Below are 19873 nucleotides of genomic sequence, written 5' to 3' on the forward strand. Positions count from 1 at the left end.
GGCTGGGCTGATGGCCGATAAAGTTAAGGAGCCTTACTAGAGGCGTCAAGTATGCGTCAGGAATGCATGAGAATGGTGCGATGCCCGCCAGTGACGTCGTAGCGCCGCAGGACCAGCCCTGGAGCCGCCGACGCCTGCGCAGCACCAACGAGCGGCTGCTCCTGGACCGGCTGCGCGGCCTCGGTGCCGCCTCGCGCGCCCAGCTGGCCCGGGAGACTGGCCTGTCGAAGCCGACGGTGTCCAGCGCGCTGGCCTCGCTCGCGGCGGCCGGGCTGGTGCACGAGGTCGGCACCCACGCCCCCGAACGCGGGCGCACCGCCGTGCTGTACGCCCCGGACCCGGCCGCCGGGTACGCGCTCGGGGTGGACATCGGACGCGGCTGGCTGCGGGTGGCGATCGTCGACCTGGACGGCTCGGTGGTCGCCCGCGCCGATGTGCGCAACCGCGCCCGCACCTCCGCCGCCCTGGCCGACCTGGTCGTGGGCACGGCCCGCCAGGTGGTCGGCAACTCGGGCGTGGATCCGGGCGAGGTGGTGCACGGGGTGGTGGGCACGCCGGGTGTGTACGACGAGAAGCAGCGGCGGGTGCGGTACGCGATGCATCTGCCCGGCTGGGGCCGGGCGGGGCTCATCGACCGGATGCGCGAGGAGCTGGGCGTCCCGCTGGAGGTGCACAACGACGCCAACCTGGCCGCGCTGGGCGAGTACACGTACGGAGTCGGCGCGGGCAGCCGGCTCTTCGCGTACATCCTGATCGGCACCGGTCTCGGGATGGGGGTCGTCAGCGAGGGACGGCTGTTCACGGGGGCGCACGGGCTGGCCGGAGAGATCGGGTTCCTGCCCTGGCCGGGGCGGCGGAAGCCGGAGCGGCTGGAGGACGCGGTGTCGGGGGTGGCCGTCGTCGAGGCCGCGCGGCAGTTCGGGATGAGCGGGCAGCTCACCGCGAAGGCCGTGTTCGACGCGGCCCGGCAGGGCAACCCGGCCGCGGTGCAGGCGGTGCAGCTGGAGGGCGAGCGGATCGCGCACACCGTGGCGGCCGCGGCCGCGGTGCTCGACCCGGACCTCGTCGTGCTGGGCGGCGGGGTGGGTCACAGCGTGGACCTGCTGCTGGGGCCCGTCGGCGAGCACTTGAAGGCCCTGACCCCGCTGCGGCCGCGGATCGCCCCGAGCCGGCTCGGCGAGGACGCGGTGCTGCTGGGCGCGGTGGCGACGGCGCTGGGTACGGCCCGGGACCTGGTGTTCGAGCGCCGGACGGCCGACGGCTGACCTGTTCGCGTCTGCCGCCAAGCCCCGCGGCGGCCGCGGTCGTTGACATGCCTCGCGCCGCCCCCTACCTTGTGCCAGGTTAGTAAAGTTTCCTAACTTTACGAGGCTGGTGACCGCCGTGTTCCCTCGCCCCGCCCCCCGACGCCGGCTCGCCACGGGCGTCGTGCTCCTGAGCCTGCTCGGCACGCTCGCCACCAGCGCCTGGGCCGGACCCTCGCGGGACCGGAACCCGGCGCCGCACGGGGATCAGGCCAGGGTGACTCATGTGCCGTCCGCGGCCGGGTCCGCCACGCCGTTGTCCGGGTACGCGATCCAGTCGACGGCGAAGGTGACCGACTCCGCGGCGGCCGTCTCCACGCCCGGCTATCCGGCTTCCGGCTGGTACCCGGCGGGTGCCCGCTCCACGGTCCTGGCCGCGCTGCTCGCCGACGGCGTGTACGCCGACCCGTTCCACTCCACCAACCAGCAGAAGATCCCGCAGCAGGACTTCCAGGTCCCCTGGTGGTACCGCTCCGACTTCACCGTCACGGACACCACCCGGCGCACCTCCCTGGACTTCAGCGGTGTGGTCTCGGCGGCCGACGTCTACGTCAACGGCCACCAGGTCGCCAAGGCCGCGGACGTCACCGGCGCCTACACCCGCCACGAGCTGGACATCACCTCGCTGGTGAAGTCCGGCACCAACACGGTCGCGTTCCGTGTCCTGCCCAACGACCCGAACAAGAACCTCACGATGGGCTGGATCGACTGGCTCCAGCCGCCGCCCGACCGGAACATGGGCCTCGTCCGTGACGTCCTGGTCCGCCGGGGCGGCCCGGTCGCGCTGCGCGACGCGCACGTGGTGACCGAGCTGGCGGTGCCGTCACTCGCCACCGCCGACCTGACCGTCAAGGCGCAGGCCCGCAACGACACCGGATCGGCGGTCACGGCCGAGGTGACGGGAAGCGTCGCCGGGACGAGCTTCAGCAAGTCGGTGCCGCTCGCCGCGCACGAGACGAAGACCGTCACCTTCTCCCCCGCCGACGTCCCCGGACTCCATCTCACCTCCCCGAAGGTGTGGTGGCCGGCGGGCATGGGCGGGCAGCCGCGGTACGACCTCGACCTCACCGCGTCCGTGTCCGGCACGGTCTCGGACACCGCCCACGAGAGCTTCGGCATCCGTGATGTGCAGGCGCCGCTGAACTCCGACGGCGCCCGCCAGTACCGGATCAACGGCCGCAAGCTGCTGATCAAGGGCGGCGGCTGGTCCCCGGACGAGTTCCTGCGCTGGGACGCCACCTATGTGGAGGACCGGCTGAAGTACGCCCTCGACCTCGGGCTGAACACCATCCGCCTGGAGGGCCACATCGAGCCGGACGAGTTCTTCGACCTCGCCGACCGCTACGGCGTTCTCACGCTGCCGGGCTGGGAGTGCTGCGACAAGTGGGAGGGCCAGGTCAACGGGAGCGGCGAGTCCGGCGACAAGTGGACCGCCGCCGACTATCCCGTCGCCAAGGCGTCCATGGCCGCCGAGGCCGCCCGGCTGCGCGACCACCCGAGCGTGATCTCCTTCTTGATCGGCAGCGACTTCGCGCCCGACGCGACGATCGAGAAGAACTACCTGGACGCCCTGAAGGCAGCCGACTGGCCGAACCCGGTGGTCTCCTCGGCCTCCGACAGGTCCTCGCCCCAGCTGGGCAGTTCGGGCATGAAGATGACCGGGCCCTACGACTGGGTCCCGCCGAACTACTGGTACGCCAAGCGCGAGGGCGGGGCCACCGGCTTCAACTCCGAGACCAGCGCGGGCCCCGACATCCCCACACTCGACACGCTGCGCCGGATGATGACGCCGGCCGAGCTGGACACGCTCTGGAAGAACCCGAACGACAAGCAGTACCACCGCTCGCCCTCGCCAGTCTTCGGCACGCTCAAGATCTACGACACCGCCCTCACCGGCCGCTACGGCGCCCCGACCGGCCTCGCCGACTACGTGCGCAAGGCGCAGCTGGCCCAGTACGAGAACGTGCGCGCCCAGTACGAGGCCTACGGGCGCAACGCGACGGACGCCGACAAGCCCGCCACCGGGATGATCTACTGGATGTTCAACAGCGGCTGGACCTCCCTGCACTGGCAGCTGACGGACCGCTTCCTGGACCAGGGCGGCGCCTACTTCGGCGCCAAGAAGGCGAACGAGCCGCTGCACATCCAGTACTCCTACGACAACCACTCGGTCGTCGTCGTGAACAACCGGCACGCCTCCGCCGGCGGACTCACCGCGCGGGCCACCCTGTTCAACCCCGACGGCAGCCAGAAGTACGACAAGACCGCGACCGGTGTGACGGTGAACGGCGACGGTGCGCACGGCACCGCACTCACCCTGCCGTCGTCGGTGAGCGGTCTGGCGTCCGCCTACCTGCTCCGGCTGACCCTGACGGACGCGGACGGCAAGGAGGTGAGCCGGAACGTGTACTGGCTCTCCACCAAGGCCGACACGCTCGACTGGGCCAAGACCGACTGGTACTACACGCCGACGACCAGCTTCGCCGATCTCAAGGGGCTCACCTCGATGGCGCAGGTGCCGGTGTCGGCGACGGCCTCGACCGAGTCGTCCGGCGGCACGACGACCACGAAGGTGACCCTGCGCACCACGGGCACCGGCACCACGCCGTCGCTGTTCACGGACGTCCACCTGGTCGACGCACAGGGCAAGCCGGTGCTGCCCGTCCGGTGGTCGGACAACGAGGTCGGTCTGTGGCCGGGCGAGACGGTGACGCTGACCGCCACCTACCGGACCGCCGATCTGCACGGCTCTGCGCCACGCGTGCGGGTTTCCGGGTGGAACGCGCCGGAGCAGACCTTCCCGGCCTCCTGAACGGACGGGGGCGGGCCCGGGCGGCCCGCCCCCACGGTTCAGCCGACGTTGAGCGCGGTGTCGTCGACGACGAACGACGTCTGGAGGGTGGAGCCCTCGGTGCCGGTGAACTTGATCGTGACCGTCTGGCCCGCGTAGCTCGCGAGGTTGAAGCTGCGCTGGGTGTAGCCGCTCACCGCGTTCAGGTTCGAGTAGGTCGCGAGGGTCGACAGCACCGTTCCGCTGCTGTCGAGGACCTGCGCCTTCAAGGTGTCGTAGGCCGTCGAGGTGGTCGTCTCGTCCGTGTCGACATGGAGGTAGAAGCTCAGCGTGGCGCTCGTGCACCCGGCGGGGATGGTCACCGACTGGGAGAGGGTGTCGGTGTGGGCGGAGCCGTAGCCGTTCAGCCAGGCCTTGTAGGAGCCGGTGCGGGCGGCCTCGCCGGTGTCGTTGGTGATGACACCGCTGGAAGCGGTCCAGGAGGTGGCGCCGGACTCGAAGCCGGGGTTGGCCAGCAGCTGGGCGGCGGTGCAGGTGCCGCCACCGCCACCGCCCCCACCACTGGTGCCGTCACCGGCGAGCCAGGCGGTGGCGTTCAGGGCGAGGGCCGCGTTGGTGGCGCCGGAGTCGTTCCAGCCGTCGTACAGGGTGTTGCCGGACTGGCCGGTGCCGTCGTCGATCGGCGAGCTGTCGCCCCAGAAGGCGACGCGGCCGCTGCCGAAGGTGGACGTCGCGAAGAAGGCGCCGGTGGTGCCGGAGTAACCGGAGCGGTACAGCAGGCCCTTGACGGAGGAGTTGTCGGCGGGCTTGAGCGTGGCGGTCGTGCCGCTGGCGATCAGGCTCTTGGTGACCGTGCCGAAGGAGCCGTGCAGGACCGGGTCGGTGCTGTCGCTGATCGCCGACGGGTGGTCGGAGCTGATGCTCAGTGAGTCGACGGAGAAGCCGAACGGGTCGGTGGAGTCGACGCTGTTGTTCGTCATCAGGTCGTTGAAGATCTCGACCGCGTCGTAGCCGTCGTTGTTGCGGTCGGCTCCGGTGTGGTCGGAGATCATGAACAGACCGCCGCCGTTCTTCACGAAGTTCATGATCGCCGTCTTCTCGGCGGTCGTGAACAGCGTGTTCGGCTCGGGCAGCACCAGCGTGTCGAAGTTCGACAGGTCGGTGGTCGACGAGCCGCCATAGCCGAGGCTGGAGCCCGACGGCAGCGTCTTCAGGCTGTAGCCACCGGTCTTCTGCAGGTCGACGCCCCAGGACGACAGCGCGCCGGTCCAGTCGGTCTCGGCGGACGGGGAGGAGTCCTGGCCGAGCGGGTCGGGCTGGCTGGTGGAGATGATCCAGTCCGCGTTGCCGGCCGTCTCGGCGTGGGCGTTGTCGAACAGGATCCGATGCGTGGTGGCCGCATGGGCGGGGGTGGCGCTCGTGCCGACCTGCAGGGCTGCGGACGTGACGAGCAGTCCGAGTCCGGCCAGGGCGGTGGTGAATCTGCGGCGGGATCTCCTCGATCCGAGCATCCGGCGAACCTCCATGAGGGGTGGGGAGAGGCGGTGCGGGCGCCAAGTCTGCGCGCGTAGAGCCGGATTGAGGGTTCTACACGCGTCGATTGGTTGAAAGGTACATGGCATGACTGGCGGGTGAACAGAAGGTCCCTGCAACAAGGGGCACCGAGGGAGTGGTCAACCTCCGTAGAGATACGGCGTCGTGGTGCTCAGCGCGTGGAATCCGAGACGCTCCAGGATCGGGCGGCTCATGGGCGAGGCGTCGACCTGGAGGTAGCGGTAGCCGTGAGCGGCGGCGACGCGGGCGCGGTGGGCGACCAGGGCGCGGTAGATGCCCCGGCCCCGCCAGGCCTCGACGGTGCCGCCGCCCCACAGGCCGGCGAAGCGCGTGCCGGGCACCAGTTCCATGCGCGCGGCGCTGACGGGCTCGTCCCCGGCGAGTGCGACGACGGCGACGACGGTGTCCGGGTCGGTGGCCAGCCGGGCGAGCAGCCGATGGCGCAGCCGGGTGCCGTCGGTGCCGAAGGCCTTCTCGTGCACGTCCACGACGAGATCGATGCCGGCCGGGTCGGTGACCTGGACGAAGCGGATCCCGGCGGGCGGCTCGGCGTCCAGGGCGAGCCGGGCGACCTCGCCGACCACCAGCGTCTCCTCGGGCTCGGCGCGGAATCCGGCGGCGATGAGCCGCGAGCCGAGATCAACCGGCAGGTCGTGGCCGTAGAGCTTCCACTCGAAGTCGCGGCCGAGGCCGGTGAAGTACGCGATCTGCTGCTCGATCACCCGGTCCGCGTTCCCCGCGTCCAGGGCGGACCACACGACGGCGTTCCAGCCCTGCGCGTCGGCGACGTGGCGGACGACCGCGCCGGTCCGTTCGATCCGGGCTCCGGGCCCGTCGGGGCGTGCGCCCGCGCGCATGTCCCGGTCGTAGAGGTCGAGCACCGTGGCGTGATCCATGGCCTCACTCCAGCATCGGCACCCGAGCAGGGCAACGGAATTTAGAGGTTGCCCGGGGCGGCACCGTCCGGCCGGAGAGCGGACAGGTAGGCGGTGAGCCGGTCGCGGTTGCGGGCCAGGCAGTCGATGCGGGCCTGGATGCGGTCGATGTGCGCCTGCAGCAGGGCAGCCGTCTGCGGTGTCACGCACGCGGCGGGCGGGTGCAGCTCTTGGGGGCCGGAGAGGTACGGCAGGATCGCGCGGATCATCTCGGTGGTGAGGCCGGAGTCCAGCAGGCCCCGGATCTGCTGCACGTCCTGGACCGCGGACTCGGGATAGCTGCGGTAGCCGTTGTCGGCGCGCCCGGGACGGAGCAGGTCCTGCGCCTCGTAGTAGCGGAGCAGACGGGTGGGCACGTTGGTGCGCCGCGACAGTTCGCCGATTCTCATCCCCGCCTCCAGACACACGCTTGCCTTCACACTGATGTCAAGGTTCGACCATGGTCGCATGTCCCTGTCTTCCCAGGTCAAGGGCGGTGCGCTGCCGTGGTCGGGGCTGCTCGCCCTGTCCTGCGCCGCCTTCACGGCCGTCCTGACCGAACTCCTGCCGGCCGGTCTGCTGCCCGCGATGGCACCCCCGCTCGGGGTGCCCGAGTCCCGGATCGGCTTCCTCGTCACGGCGTACGCGGCGGCCTCGTTCCTCGCGGCCGTCCCGGTGACGGCGGCACTACGCGGGCTGCCGCGCCGACGGGTGCTGTGCGGTGCGCTGCTGGGGTTCGCCGTCAGCAACACGCTGGTCGCGCTGTCTTCGTCGTACCCGCTCACGTTCGCGGCCCGGCTGCTGGCCGGAGTCATGGGCGGCACGCTGTGGGCGATGCTCGTCGGCTACGCCGCCCGCATGGTGCCGGCCGACCGGCGCGGCCGGGCCATCGCGGTCGTGCTCGCCGGCATCACCCTGGCCCTGGCACTGGGCGTGCCGGCCGGTACGGCGCTGGCGGATGCGCTGGGCTGGCGGGCGGCTTTCGCGACACTGGCCGTGCTGGCCGTGCTGCTGGTCATGTGGGTACGGCTGCGGGTGCCCGGCTTCCCCGGCGAGCCTGCGCACGCACGCGTGCCGCTCGTCCGGGTCGCCGTACGGCCCGGGACAGGTCCGGTGCTGTGCGTGACGCTGTGCCTGCTACTGGGGCATCAGGTGATGTACACGTACGTCGCGCCGTTCGCCGCGCACGCCGGTTACGGCCGTACAGGCGTGTTGCTGGCGGTGTTCGGGACCGCCACGGTGGCCGGGATCTGGCTCACCGGCGTCGTGATCGACCGGCATCTGCGGCGCACCCTGCTCACGGCGCTCGCCCTGTTCGCGACGATGCTGCTGGTCCTGGGCCTGTGGGCAGGCACGCACGCGGTACTCGTCGGCGCCGTCGCCCTGTGGGGCGTGGCCTTCGGCGGGGCGCCGACGCTGATCCAGACCGCACTGGTGGACGCTTCGGGTCCGGCCGACGCCGATGTGGCGACCTCCCTGCAGACCACCGTGTACAACGCGGGGATCGCCGCGGGTTCCCTCACGGGCGGGGTGGCGCTCGACGCGCTGGGCCCCGGGGCGCTGCCCTGGACCGCACTGCCGGCGGCCGTGCTCGCGCTGGTGACGGTCACGGCCGGGCACCGGCACGCCTTTCCGGCCGTACGGCACGGTGCGGCACCGGGCGGGATGCAGGTGACTGTGCCGACCTCGATGGCCCTGGTCGGCGGCGCCGGAGATCTGGCTGCGAGGGGGTCCGTGCCCCACGGTGAAGGACAGTGAGCTGCGCCAACCACGCCGGTGCGTCGAGCCGGCGCGGGAGGCGCCGGCAGCGGGTGACGAACCCTTCGGGGCGGTGCTCGTCTCGGCGACGGCACGGTCCTCGCCGAGGACCGCGACCGGGTGGCCTCCGGGGACCGCACCCGGCAGCCGGAGTTCGAGCCGGCCCGCTGGTCGGCCGCCCACCTCGAGTACGTCGCCTCGTCCGAACAACTCGCATGCCGGCTGGCAGAGTTGGACGTGCCCTCGGCTCCGGTGCGGGCCCCGCCCGTGAGAGACCGGCGCCGGCCCCGCAACTGGCCGCCTCAGCCGAGTTCGAGCGTGCTCACGCCGAACACCCGCTCCCGGGCGTGCTCGCGGACCGGCCCGGTGTACATCCGGGCGGTCTCGAACGAGACGCTGAACCCGGCCTCTTCGGCCAGCGCGATGCCGGCCGCGTTCGGTTCGGGGATGTCGATGGCGACCTCGCGGCCGGCGAGGTCGTCGGTGAGCGCGGCGAACAGGGCCCGGGCGTCGTCGGCGGTGTCGGCGAAGAGGGGCCCGATGCGCGGGCAGTCGCGGCCGGGGCGGATCACGCCGTAGCCGGTGAGCCGGTCGCCGTCGTGGCGGACGAACGCGCGGTGCCCAGGGCTGGTCAGCCACTCGGCGAGGAAGGCCGGGCGGTCGGCCGGGGAGCAGGCGCCGTCGTAGGCAGTGATGGCCGCGAGGTCGGCGGGCTCGGCGGGGAGGATGCCCTCGGGGGTGCGGCCGCCGGGGGCGGTGCCGATGTAGCGCAAGGTGCGGTAGGCGAGTTCGAAGCCGGACTGGCGGTAGCTGTCCTGCTGGGCGACGACTCCGTCCAGGCCGACGGTGCGGTTTCCCGCGTGGGCCAGGGCGGTCTTCCAGGTGGTGAGGCCGTAGCCGTGGCCGCGCAGGTCCGGGCGGACGAGGTAGAAGCCGAGGAAGGCGTAGTCGGAGCCGTAGTTGACGACGGAGACGGCCGATACGGGCTCCCCGTCGATCCGGCCGAGGAAGAAGCCGTCGGGGTCCTGGGCGAAGAAGGCCGGGCCGTCGGACAGCCCGGGATTCCAGCCCTCCGCCGCCGCCCACTCGATGACCACCGCCCAGTCGGCGAGGGTGGCCTGCGTGACGACGAGGTCCTGGGGGGCCGGCGAGGTCATCGGTGCGCTCCATTCCATGGGGGTGGTCGGACGTGCTGGACGGCAGCACGGTGTTCGGGCGGCGTCCGCAGCATCCTTCCCGATCACCTGGGGGTCACGCCACGCGGGGGTCAGCCGTCGCCCGGCGTCAACCGGGCTTGGGGCGGGGGCTGTTGACCCGGTGTGTGACTGAAGGCTCCACCGGCGCGGGTCGCTGACCGGGCGCGCGACGGGGGCCTTCCGCCGCGCAGCGTAAGGCCCCACCGGGCCTGCGTCCGGCGGGGCCTTGCGGCAGTCAGCGGGTGCGGTCGGGGCGGAAGCGGCGGTACAGGGCCGCGCCCGTGACGAGGAGCGCGGTGCCGGCGGCGACGGCGGGGGCCGTCAGATCCGTTCCGGTGTGGGCCAGGGTGGCCACGGGCGGGTGCGGGGTCCGCGGGCGGGGGTGGGACTTGGGCGGAGCCGGCGGCTTGCGGGTCGGGGTCGGGTGGTCTGCGGGGGTGTTGGCGGAGTGGTTGCCCACGGCCGGGTTGCCCACGCCGACCACGTCGACGGTGTTGCCGCTGACGTTCACCGGCAGGTGGACGGGGAGCTGGACGCCGTTGCCGGAGAGCACTCCGGGCGAGTCCTCGGCGCCGCCCTGTGCGGACGCGCCGCCGGACGTGGCCGAGCCGCCCTTGTCGGCACCGCCGCCGTTCGTGCAGGTGTTGCCCGCGGCGGGGTTGAGCAGTCCCACCACGTTCACGGTGTTGCCGCACACGTTCACGGGGACGTGCACCGGGAGCTGGATGGTGTTGCCGGAGATCAGTCCGGGCGAGCCGGCCGCCGAGCCGTCGGCGGAGGCGCCGCCGGCCGCGAAGGCGCCGGACACCGGCATCGCCACGGCCATCGCGCCGGAGGCGGCGGCGACGGCGATCACACCGTTTCGGGTAGCCCGTCTCATAGGTTTCCCTGCCTTCCAGACATCGTCGCGGGCACTCACCCGCACCACATCAAACGCAGGGGAACCATCCGAGTTATGGCTTATCGGTCTTTCACCCCATCGAGTGTCATGATCATTCGAACCCCATGCAAAGTCATCGAATGATCACCGATCATGATGGAAGGTGCGAATGGTAGATCATCAGGCATCGTCTCGCTCGCCCGGAGGCGGCCCGCCCGGGGCCCGCATATGGTGATCGAGGGCGCCGCCCCGGTCCCCAGCGGGTGCGCCCCGGGAGGCGATCGATGCTGGTCAAGCTGTCCACGCGGCCCGCCGTGCGGCACTGCGCGGGCGCCGGAGCCCTCGCCCTGGCGCTGCTCGGGGCCGGGCTGCCCACGCTGCCCGCCGCGGCCGCCGACCAGCCGCGGCCCGACCTGTCCCGCTTCTACCGGCAGAAGGCGTCCTGGGCGGCCTGCGAAGGCCCGGACACGCCCAAGGACCTCCAGTGCACGAAGGTGACCGTCCCCCTCGACTACGCGCACCCCACCGCGGGCACCCTCGACGTGGCGCTGGCCCGCTACCGGGCGACCGGCCCGTCGCGGGGCTCGGTGCTGCTGAACTTCGGCGGCCCGGGCGGCGGAGGCGTCAACGAACTCGCCGCGGGCGGCAAGGACTTCATGGACCTGACCAACGGCTACGACGTGGTCACCTTCGACCCGCGCGGCGTCGGCCGGTCCTCCCCCGTCAGCTGCGGCGAAGGCACCGAGGACGCCTCGGCGGCGACGGGTGGGAAGGCCGACCTGAGCCGCCCCCAGACCCTGCTGAAGAAGCTGCGGCGGACCGCCGACCAGTGCGCCCGGCACTCCGGCCCGGTGCTGCGGCACATAGGCACGGTGAACGCGGCCCGGGACCTGGACGTCATCCGCCAGGCGCTCGGCGACAAGAAGCTCAACTACCTGGGCTTCTCCTACGGAACCCGGCTCGGCGCGGTGTACGCGGCCCAGTTCCCGGACAAGGTGGGCCGCATCGCCCTGGACGGCGTGGACACCCTGACCGAGCCGCTGTCCGAGCAGGGGATCGCGGGCGCCGGGGGACAGCAGACGGCGCTGGACGACTTCCTGGACTGGTGTACGACGGACATCGGCTGTCCGTTCGGGCAGGACCGGCGTGCGGCCGGGGACCAGGTCGTCCAGCTCGTGCGCTCGCTCGACGAGAACCCGGTGCCCACGGACTTCGGCGGCGTCTTCTCCGGCCAGGACCTGGTGAGCGCCATCGGGCAGGCCCTCTACAGCAAGGAGATGTGGCCCTCGCTGGAGCGGGCGCTGGTCTCGCTGGTCGAGGACGGCGACGCGCGCCGTGTGCTCGGCTTCTCCGAGGGCGGCGGTTTCGGCCTGCCCGTGCGGCAGGACGAGCGGGGGAAGAAACCCGACCGCACGAAGCAGGACGGCGGGCTCGTGGACGCGATGGACGTCCCGGCGGACAACCTGCCGGCCGCGCTGATGGCGATCAACTGCGCGGACGACCCCGACCGGCCCACCGAGGCCCGGATCACCAAGGACCTCAAGGACCTGCGGGCCTCCTACGAGCAGGCGTCGCCGGTCTTCGGCCGCCTGCGGCTCACCCAGCTGCTGATGTGTTACGGCCGCCCCAAGGGCACGGATTTCATCCGCACCCAGGTCAAGAACGTCCACTCGGCCAAGATGCTGCTGGTGGGCACGCGCGGCGACCCGGCGACGCCGTACCGCTGGACCGAGGAGACGGCCAGGCGGCTCGGGCCGTCGGCCGTGGTGCTCGACAACAAGGGCGACGGACACACCGGCTACTCGTCGTCCACGTGCGTGCACCGCAAGGTCGACGACTTCCTGCTGTACGGCTCGCTGCCGCCGAGCGGCAGCTCCTGCCCCGCGGGCCGGGACGAGTGGAGCTCCCCCACGAACACCACCGATTGACGGCAACTGCACTGCAAGCGGGTAACAGGCCCGATTCGGGCACAACCTCACGGCCGTCCGGAACGTCACTCCGGGCAGGCGCGCCTCGGCCCGCCGCACCCGACCCGTACGTGACCGACAGGGGAACCCCGCCATGCGCATCCGCGCCGCCCTCACCGTACCCGCCGTCTCCGCCGCCGCAGCGGCCCTGCTGCTCGCCGCACCGCCGAGCCAGGCGGCCGTGGGGCACGCCAAGCCCGTCCGCTGCGCGGAGAAGGCGCTGAGCCTGCGGGCGAAGGCCGTGTCCGACGATCCTTCCGTGGTGCGCGTCAGCGTGACCAACCGCAGTGCCCGCGCCTGTGTGGTCGACCGCGTGCCCACGATCACCTTCGGCGGCCTGGACGGGGCCGCGCTGCCGGTGCCGGAGGGCGGCAGCGGTACGTACCAGCTCGCGGCGGGCAAGACCGCCTACGCCGCCGTACGCACCATCGCCGACCCGGCGGACCCCGAGGCCCGCCGGGCGGACGCGATCACGGTGGCGGCGTCGGCGTCCCAGTGGGGGCGTGCCTTCACCGCGGCTCAGCTGGGCACCGGGAGCGAGGTGCGGGTGTGGGAGCCGGTGACGACCTGGTGGCAGCCGACGGCGGCGGCCGCGGACAAGGCTGTCGGCCTCAGCTGAGGGTGAGCTCCGGGGAGTAGAGGTCCAGCCACTGGGCCAGGTCCAGGGTGCGCTCCAGGCCGCGCCGGGCCACCTGGGTGCTGACGGGGGTGTCGCGTTCGGCGGCCGTCCGGACGCGCTCACGGTCGACCAGGTCGAAGACGGGGTGTGTGGGCCGGGCGAGGAGATCCTTGGCCTGGTCCTGGAGGGCGCGGGCGTACCGGGGGTCCTGCGTGGACGGGTACGGGCTCTTGACCCGCTCGTACACCGAGCGCGGCAGCAGGTCCGCGGTCGCCTCCCTGAGCAGGCTCTTCTCCCGGCCGTCGAAGGACTTCAGCGACCAGGGCGTGTTGTAGACGTACTCCACGAGCCGGTGGTCGCAGAACGGCACCCGGACCTCCAGGCCGACGGCCATGCTCATCCGGTCCTTGCGGTCGAGCAGGGCGCGGACGAAACGGGTCAGGTGCAGATGGCAGATCTGCCGCATCCGGTACTCGAAGTCGCTCTCCCCGTCCAGGCGGCGGATGCCGGCGACGGCGGTGCGGTAGCCGTCGGCGACGTAACCCTCCAGGTCCAGGGTCTTGGCGAGGTCGGGGCGCAGGACCTCGCTGTCGTCGCCGAAGTGGCGGCCGAAGTGCACCAGCCAGGGGAAGGTGTCGCTACGGCGGACGTCCTCGTCGAAGAACTGCAGGTAGCCGCCGAACACCTCGTCGGCGGACTCGCCGGACAGGGCGACCGTGGACTGGTCGCGGATGGCGCGGAAGAGCAGCAGCAGCGAGGTGTCCATGTCGCCGAAGCCGGCCGGCAGGTCGCGGGCGCGGACCACCTTCTCGCGGACGGCCGGGTCGGCGAGGGACTGGGCGTCCAGGACGATGTCCTGGTGATCGGTGCGGGCGAGCCGGGCCACGTCGTGCACGAAGGGCGTGTCCGGGGTGCCGCGCAGTTCGTCGGCGACGAAGTGGTCGGCCTGGCCGACGAAGTCGACGGCGAAGCTGCGGACCTTCTCGCCCTGCTCGGCGAGCTGCCGGGCGGCGAGCGCGGTCATGGCGGAGGAGTCGAGGCCACCGGAGAGCAGGGTGCAGCGCGGGACGTCGGCGACCAGCTGGCGGCGCACGATGTCGTCGAGGAGCGAGCGCACGGTGGCGATGGTGGTGTCCTGGTCGTCGGTGTGCGCGCGGGTCTCCAGGCGCCAGTAGACGCGGGTGTGCAGGCCGTCGCGGTCGACGGTGACGACGGTGCCGGGTTCGACCTCGTGCATGCCGTCCCACACGGCGTGTCCGGGGGTCTTGACCATGGTGAACAGCTCGCGCAGACCGTCCAGGGCGACGCGCGGCCGGGCGAGCGGGTTGGCGAGGATCGCCTTGGGCTCGGAGCCGAAGAGGACGCCGTCGGGGGTGGGGTAGTAGTAGAACGGCTTGATGCCCATGCGGTCGCGGATCATCACGAGCCGGCCGTGCCGGCCGTCCCACACGGCGAAGGCGTACATGCCGTTCAGCCGCTCGGCGACGGCGTCGCCCCATTCCAGGTAGCCGTGGAGGACGACCTCGGTGTCGGAGTCGGTGGTGAACCGGTGGCCGCGGTCGAGGAGTTCGCGGCGCAGTTCGGTGAAGTTGTACGCCTCCCCGGAGTAGACGAGGGCGACGTTTCCCTCGGGGGTGCGGACGGACATCGGCTGGCGTCCGCCGGGGAGGTCGATGATGGCGAGGCGGCGGTGGCCGAGGGCGGCGGGGCCCTCGGTCCAGGTGCCCCGGTCGTCCGGGCCGCGGCAGGCCATCGTCTCGGTCATCGCATGCAGTGTGGTCGACTCCGTGGCCAGGTCACGGTCGTAGGAGACCCATCCGGTGATGCCGCACATGCGCTACTCCTGCCTCCGGCCCCGCGGCCGCCCCTCGTCCACCTGTGCTTTCCGGGGTGGACGGAAGACGGCCGCCGAACCAGTTGTATCGAGCACCTATATGACGAGCGTCCGTCAGGCAGGCGCGGCGGTCAACGCGAGCGCGTCACGGCAGGCCGCTGCTCCCCCACTGTTTCGGCCGTGTTTTGCCAACGCGAAATCGAAGGACCGCCATGGCACCGGGCCGGGGAGGCAGTAACCGGCCACGGGCAAAAACTTCGCCAAGCGACTCCGGCGCTACGGCTTCGCAGTCAGAAACCAGTCAAGCGCCGAGGTGAGTTCGGCCGGCTTCTCCACGGGCAGTTCGTGGCCCGCGTCGATGATGCGCACGACCGCGTTCGGGTAGGCCTTGGCCATCCGGAGCATCTGGTGCACGGGCAGCTGGATGTCGTGGTAGCCGTGCACCATCAGGGTGGGCGTGGCGATCTCGCCGGCGCGGTCGAGGACGTCGAAGGCCCGCATGGCGCCGTACAGGGTCATGACGACCTCGCGCGGGGTGCCGGCGGAGGAGCGGATGTACTCCCGGACCTCCTCGCGGGGGTGGCCCGGAGCGAAGGCCCGCTGGATGTTGGTCGCGATGAACAGCTTGTACGGCACGAGGGTGGAGGCCGCCATGAGCAGGCCCCGGCCGCGGTTGTAGGCCATCCGGCCGATCGAGTTGACCAGCACCATCCGCTCGACCCGCTCGGCGTGGGACAGCGCGATGGTCTGGGAGATCATCCCGCCCATGGAGTGGCCGACCAGCACGAACCGCTCGACCTCCAGGTGGTCGAGGAGGGCGAGGACGTCCCTCGCCAGCTCCGCGATCGTGCGCACCCCGGCCCCCGTGCTCTCCCCGTGTCCGCGCAGGTCCAGCCGGATGACCCGCCGGCCCGTGGAGAAGTGCGCCAGCTGGTGGTCCCAGCGGTGCCGGTTCGCGGTCCAGCCGTGGACGAACACCAGGGGTACGTCCGCGCCGTCGCGGGGGCCCTCGTCGTCGTACGTCAGTACGGCGCCGTCGACGTCGAGCTGGGGCATGGGGGCCTCCTGGGGTGCACTCCGGTTACTGTCCGGTACGGTAACCGGCCCTGCCGCCCTCCGTCACCGGTGATCGCCGAGGAATTCGAGGACGTGTCCGAAGACGTCGAGGGCGGCGCCGCGGCCCAGGAAGGTGTCCAGGTGGCCGTAGCCCGGGATCTCGGCGTAGGAGACGTCCAGCTGGGGCTGCCTGCGGGCCAGCACCTCGTGGCAGAGCTTCTGCGAGTCCAGCCACAGCCCGTTCTCGCTGCCGGCGAGCAGCAGGACCGGGGTGTCGATGCGGTCGGCCGCGTCCAGCGCGTTGGGCGGCAGCGCCCGGTAGCGGTGGTCGGTGTCGTGCCAGCGCACGACGCTGCGGGCCAGCTCGATGCGGCGCAGGTGGGGCAGGATCCACAGCGGGGCAGGGCCGAGGAGTTCGGCGAGCCGGTCGTGGGTGGTGTCGGACAGGTTCTCGTGGACGAAGAGCGAGGCGCCGGTGCCCCAGGCCGAATGGTGCAGGATCCGGCAGGTCGGATCGGGGCAGCCGTCGCCGCGGGAGGCCAGTGCGAACAGCGGGGTGTACTTCGACCACAGGCCCACCTTGCGGAAGTCGACCGGGATGTGGTCGACCCGGGTCTTCAGCAGCTCCCCGGCCACGGACATGCGCAGCGAGGTCCGGCCCGCCAGCTTGGGGGTCAGGAACACCCCCTGGGAGACCACGCCGGCCAGGCCCGGCACCAGTCCGGCCGCCATGCTCAGCGACAGGGTGAGGGAGCCGATGCAGTGGGCGACGACGAACAGCGGGCGCTCGCCGATGCGCTGCCGGATGTGGGCGACGGCCTCGGGGAGGTCGTACAGCGCCACGTCGTCGTACGTGTACCGGCGGCCGGTCTCGTTGTACGGCAGCCGGCGGCTGCCCCGCCAGTCCAGCAGCCAGGGTTCGTAGCCGTCGTCGAGGAGGACGTCGACGAGGTTGCGGGTCTCGGGCAGCAGGAACATGTCGGCGGAGGCGGTGTGCCCGTGCAGGAGCAGCACGGCGGGCCGGGCGGTGCCGCCGGTGTCTCCGGTGTCGACGCGGGTCAGGCCGAGGCGGACGCCGTCGCTCGTGCGGAAGGGGATCTCCTCGACGCGGGCCGCGTCGAGGCGGTGGCGCAGCGGGCGGAGGGCTGCGGTGGTGCGGACCCTGCGGAGCGCCGGCCGGGCCGTCCGGGAGGAGGTGGTCCTGAAGATCATCGGTTGTGCTCCGTGAGGGTGGGGGTGCGGCGCAGGTCCAGGAGGTCCGCGGCGGCGCGGGCGAACGGGGCGAGCAGTCCGCGGCCCATCTCGACACCGAACCAGGCGAGCCAGGTCAGCTTGGCGGCCCGCTTCTCCTGGCTGGTCAGGCGCGGGTCGACCTTGATGCCGTCGATCTGGTCGCGGACGTAGGAGTCGGCGGGTACGACCACCTCGCCGAGCAGGCTCGCGGCCTCGCCCTCGCGGCCGATCTCCACGGTGAGCGCACGGGTCTGCCGCCACAGGTCGCGCCGGGCCCGCGCGTACTTGCGGCCCTCCAGCCACCACAGACCGCCGTCCGCGTCGCGCAGCTTCAGGCGGTAGCGCAGGAGTTGGTGGCGCATGCCGTGCCGCAGCGGGATGCCCTCCTCGGGGCGGACCCAGACGTCGCCGCTCTCCACGGTCAGCGGCTCGGCGTGGAGCGCCGGGCAGGTCACCTCGCCGGTGACGTCCACCCGGCGCTCCTTGACCAGCTGGTACATGCCGGCGATCGACAGGGTGAGCGCCATCGAGCAGGGGGTGTCGGCGGCGGCTCCGACCGGGCCGACGGTGCCCTCGGTCGTCTCGGCGAACCAGAGGTAGGGCTGGTCGTCCTTGTGCGGGAGCCGGGCGAGGCCGTCGTCGGCGAGCTTCTCGAAGGTCTTCAGCTGGGCCTGGGCGTCGTACCGGGCGGCGGGCGTGAGGCCGAGCGCGGCGACCAGGGCGTCGGTGCGGTCGGCGACGGCGGCGGGGCCCTGCAGAGTGGCCTCGCACAGCTTCAGCGCGGTGGGGCTCTGCAACACCCGGGTCAGGAAGGCGAGTTCGGGTACCGGCTCGGCCTCCAGGCGGGCCAGGGTTTCGGTGCGCCACTCGTCCCAGTCCTGGACGCGGACGTGCATGCCGCCGAAGGCCATGTCCCGTACGACGTCGTCCAGGGTGTTGGGCACGCCGGTGAGGTTGTAGTCGAAGCCCCAGGCGTCGGGCTCGCAGATCGCGGCGACCGCGACCCGGCTGACCCAGTCCACGGGGGCCGCGTTGAGGTAGCGGAACGCCGGTACGGTGCGGAAGCGGCCGAAGGCGGAGATCAGGCCGCTGCTGAGGTCCTGCGGGTTGTACGCGCCGGTCTTCGTGTGGCCGCCGATCCCGCCGGGGCGCAGTGCGGTGACGACGAGTCCGTGGTCGCGGGCGCGGCGCAGGGCGACCTCGGCGGCCCACTTGGACTGGTCGTAGCCGGAGATGAGCCGGTCGACGTGGGCGAGCGGGTCGTCCTCGCCCATGGAGGTGATGCCGACCTCGTTGAACACGGCGATCGACGAGATGTGGTGCAGGGGCTTGGGGCGGCCGGTCGCGGCGAGTTCGGCGAGGGTGAGCGCGCCGAGGACGTTGCTGCCGCGCAGTGACTGGTAGCCGCGCAGGAAGTCCACGGCGGCCGCGACGCCGACGATGCTGTCGAGTTCGTGCGCGAGGCTCACCCACTGCTCGTCGGTGAGGCCGAGGCGGGGGCGGCGGATGTCGCCGGGCAGCACGGTGATGCGCCGGCGTATCTCCGAGGACCACGGCAGCTGGTAGCTGCGCAGCTGGGCGCCCAGCCGTTCGGTCGCGGCCGCCTCGTCGGCCGCGCGGACCAGGCAGTACACATGGGCGTCGCTGTGCCGCAGCAGGTCGAGCAGCATGTGGCTGCCGAGGAATCCGGTCGCGCCGGTCAGCAGGATGCGGCGCGGCGGCAGCGGTTCGGGCACGTCGGCGAAGGGAAGCCGGTCGGCGAGGGCGAGGTCGGCCAGGATCTGGTCGAGGTCCTCCTGCCGGGCCCGGGAGTGGGGGTCACCGTCCCGGTACGGGCTGCTCGGTACGGCGGGTGGGGTGCGGGGGGACGGGATGGGCAGGGTGCTCGGGGCGGGGACGGGGGTGGCCAGGGGTGCCGGCGGGGCCGTGGTGACGGCGGCCGAGGGCGTCACGGCTGCGGACGTTGTGGCCGAGGGTGCCTCGGTCGTCGTGTTCCCGAGCAGCGGCAGCCACCTCCGGGCCAGGCCGGCGGGGCGGGCGTCCGCGAACACGTCGTCGAGGTCGATCTCGAGGCCCAGCTCGCCCTCCAGTTCGGCGGCCAGCTCCACCGCGTCGACCGAGGTGCCCCCCGCGTCGAAGAAGTCGGCGTCGGGCGCCAGCCGGCCGGCGGGAAGACGCCGGCCGGCCGCGGCGGCGATGAGGGCCGTCAGGCCCGCAAGGTCCGGCGCGAGGGCCTGGGGCGGGGCAGTTGCCTGGGTCGGGGTGGGGTGGGCGACCGAGGCGGGGGCAGGCTCGGTGGCCAAGGCGGCAGCAGAGCCGGTGGCCAAGGCCGGAGCGGAGTCATTGGCCGGGGCCGAGCCGGGGGCCGGGGCCGGGTCGCCGGCCAGGGCAGGGTCGGCACCCACGGCTGGGACCGAGGCGGTGGCCGGGGCCCCGTCGACACCCGCAGCCGGGGCCGAGCCGGGGGCCAAGGCCTGAGCAGAGTCAGCAGCCAGGACCGAGGCGGTGGTCAGAGCCGGGTCGGCACCCACAGCCGCGACCGAGGCGGTGGCCGCGACCGCGTCGGCACCCACAGCCGGGACCGATCCGGCGGCCGGGGCCGGGGCACTTGCCGAGGCGGTGGTCGGGGCCGGGGCACGCTCCGGTTCGGAGCCCGTCGCCCGTACCTTGGCCAGCAGGTCGGCCACGCCGAGGCCGCTGCCGCCTTGTTCGATCGACTCGGCGATCGTCTGCGGGCCGGCGGCCGCCGGCTCCTCGTTCATGTCAC

General features: G+C 72.4%; 14 protein-coding genes and 1 pseudogene. 6 read left to right on the forward strand and 9 right to left on the reverse strand.

The genetic code is table 11. The annotated features are described in order from the left end of the window. Positions 1-80: 80 nt before the first annotated feature. Positions 81-1265: an ROK family protein gene (locus ACZ5DS_RS20075; RefSeq protein WP_468240219.1), complete on the forward strand. Its 1185-nt coding sequence runs from the start codon at positions 81-83 to the stop codon at positions 1263-1265. 118 nt (positions 1266-1383) lie between these two features. Further along, entirely contained in the window at positions 1384-4116 is a 2733-nt protein-coding gene (locus ACZ5DS_RS20080) for a glycoside hydrolase family 2 protein (RefSeq protein ID WP_468240359.1), read from the forward strand. Positions 4117-4154: 38 nt separating this feature from the next. Here ACZ5DS_RS20080 and ACZ5DS_RS20085 read toward each other — a convergent pair whose 3' ends face one another. From ACZ5DS_RS20085 to ACZ5DS_RS20095, 3 genes are all read right to left on the reverse strand, one after another. Further along, positions 4155-5606, reverse strand: a complete 1452-nt coding sequence (locus ACZ5DS_RS20085; protein WP_468240222.1) for a hydrolase — start codon at positions 5604-5606, stop codon at positions 4155-4157. A gap of 162 nt (positions 5607-5768) precedes the next feature. Continuing rightward, positions 5769-6545 (reverse strand): GNAT family N-acetyltransferase, encoded by a 777-nt coding sequence (locus ACZ5DS_RS20090; RefSeq protein ID WP_468240224.1) that lies wholly within the window; start codon positions 6543-6545, stop codon positions 5769-5771. A 41-nt stretch (positions 6546-6586) separates the two neighbouring features. Further along, positions 6587-6973 carry a MerR family transcriptional regulator gene (locus ACZ5DS_RS20095; RefSeq protein WP_468240227.1) on the reverse strand — a complete coding sequence of 129 codons (387 nt, stop codon included), beginning with the start codon at positions 6971-6973 and terminating at the stop codon, positions 6587-6589. A 58-nt stretch (positions 6974-7031) separates the two neighbouring features. Between ACZ5DS_RS20095 and ACZ5DS_RS20100 the strand changes: the two genes are divergently transcribed. Both ACZ5DS_RS20100 and ACZ5DS_RS20105 read left to right on the forward strand, forming a co-directional pair. Beyond that, positions 7032-8321 carry an MFS transporter gene (locus ACZ5DS_RS20100; protein ID WP_468240229.1) on the forward strand — a complete coding sequence of 430 codons (1290 nt, stop codon included), beginning with the start codon at positions 7032-7034 and terminating at the stop codon, positions 8319-8321. Next, a pseudogene (locus ACZ5DS_RS20105) lies at positions 8308-8597 on the forward strand (cytidine/deoxycytidylate deaminase family protein); the annotation flags it as partial. The gene ACZ5DS_RS20100 and the pseudogene ACZ5DS_RS20105, both read left to right, overlap by 14 nt. A 26-nt stretch (positions 8598-8623) precedes the next feature. Here ACZ5DS_RS20105 and ACZ5DS_RS20110 read toward each other — a convergent pair. Then, the gene (locus tag ACZ5DS_RS20110) at positions 8624-9478 is read right to left on the reverse strand and encodes a GNAT family N-acetyltransferase (RefSeq protein WP_468240232.1); all 855 of its coding nucleotides are present in this window, start codon (positions 9476-9478) and stop codon (positions 8624-8626) included. 274 nt (positions 9479-9752) lie between these two features. Next, positions 9753-10397: a chaplin gene (locus ACZ5DS_RS20115; RefSeq protein ID WP_468240235.1), complete on the reverse strand. Its 645-nt coding sequence runs from the start codon at positions 10395-10397 to the stop codon at positions 9753-9755. A gap of 284 nt (positions 10398-10681) precedes the next feature. On the opposite strand from ACZ5DS_RS20115, the gene ACZ5DS_RS20120 reads away from it, so the two are divergent. Further along, positions 10682-12325 (forward strand): alpha/beta hydrolase, encoded by a 1644-nt coding sequence (locus ACZ5DS_RS20120; RefSeq protein ID WP_468240238.1) that lies wholly within the window; start codon positions 10682-10684, stop codon positions 12323-12325. 133 nt (positions 12326-12458) lie between these two features. After that, positions 12459-12983 (forward strand): DUF4232 domain-containing protein, encoded by a 525-nt coding sequence (locus ACZ5DS_RS20125; RefSeq protein WP_468240240.1) that lies wholly within the window; start codon positions 12459-12461, stop codon positions 12981-12983. Here the strand turns inward: ACZ5DS_RS20125 and asnB are convergent. The 4 genes from asnB to ACZ5DS_RS20145 all read right to left on the reverse strand — a co-directional run bounded on the left by asnB (position 12976) and on the right by ACZ5DS_RS20145 (position 19868). Next, entirely contained in the window at positions 12976-14817 is a 1842-nt protein-coding gene (gene asnB, locus ACZ5DS_RS20130) for an asparagine synthase (glutamine-hydrolyzing) (RefSeq protein WP_468240243.1), read from the reverse strand. The two genes, ACZ5DS_RS20125 and asnB, sit on opposite strands and share 8 nt — an antisense overlap. Positions 14818-15093: 276 nt before the next feature. Further along, positions 15094-15873 (reverse strand): alpha/beta fold hydrolase, encoded by a 780-nt coding sequence (locus ACZ5DS_RS20135; RefSeq protein WP_468240245.1) that lies wholly within the window; start codon positions 15871-15873, stop codon positions 15094-15096. A gap of 63 nt (positions 15874-15936) precedes the next feature. After that, positions 15937-17085 carry an alpha/beta hydrolase gene (locus tag ACZ5DS_RS20140; protein ID WP_468240248.1) on the reverse strand — a complete coding sequence of 383 codons (1149 nt, stop codon included), beginning with the start codon at positions 17083-17085 and terminating at the stop codon, positions 15937-15939. Beyond that, entirely contained in the window at positions 17082-19868 is a 2787-nt protein-coding gene (locus ACZ5DS_RS20145) for a thioester reductase domain-containing protein (RefSeq protein ID WP_468240250.1), read from the reverse strand. Before ACZ5DS_RS20145 ends, ACZ5DS_RS20140 begins: the two co-directional genes overlap by 4 nt. Positions 19869-19873: the final 5 nt, after the last annotated feature.

The organism is Streptomyces sp. NPDC031100, assembly GCF_055570785.1.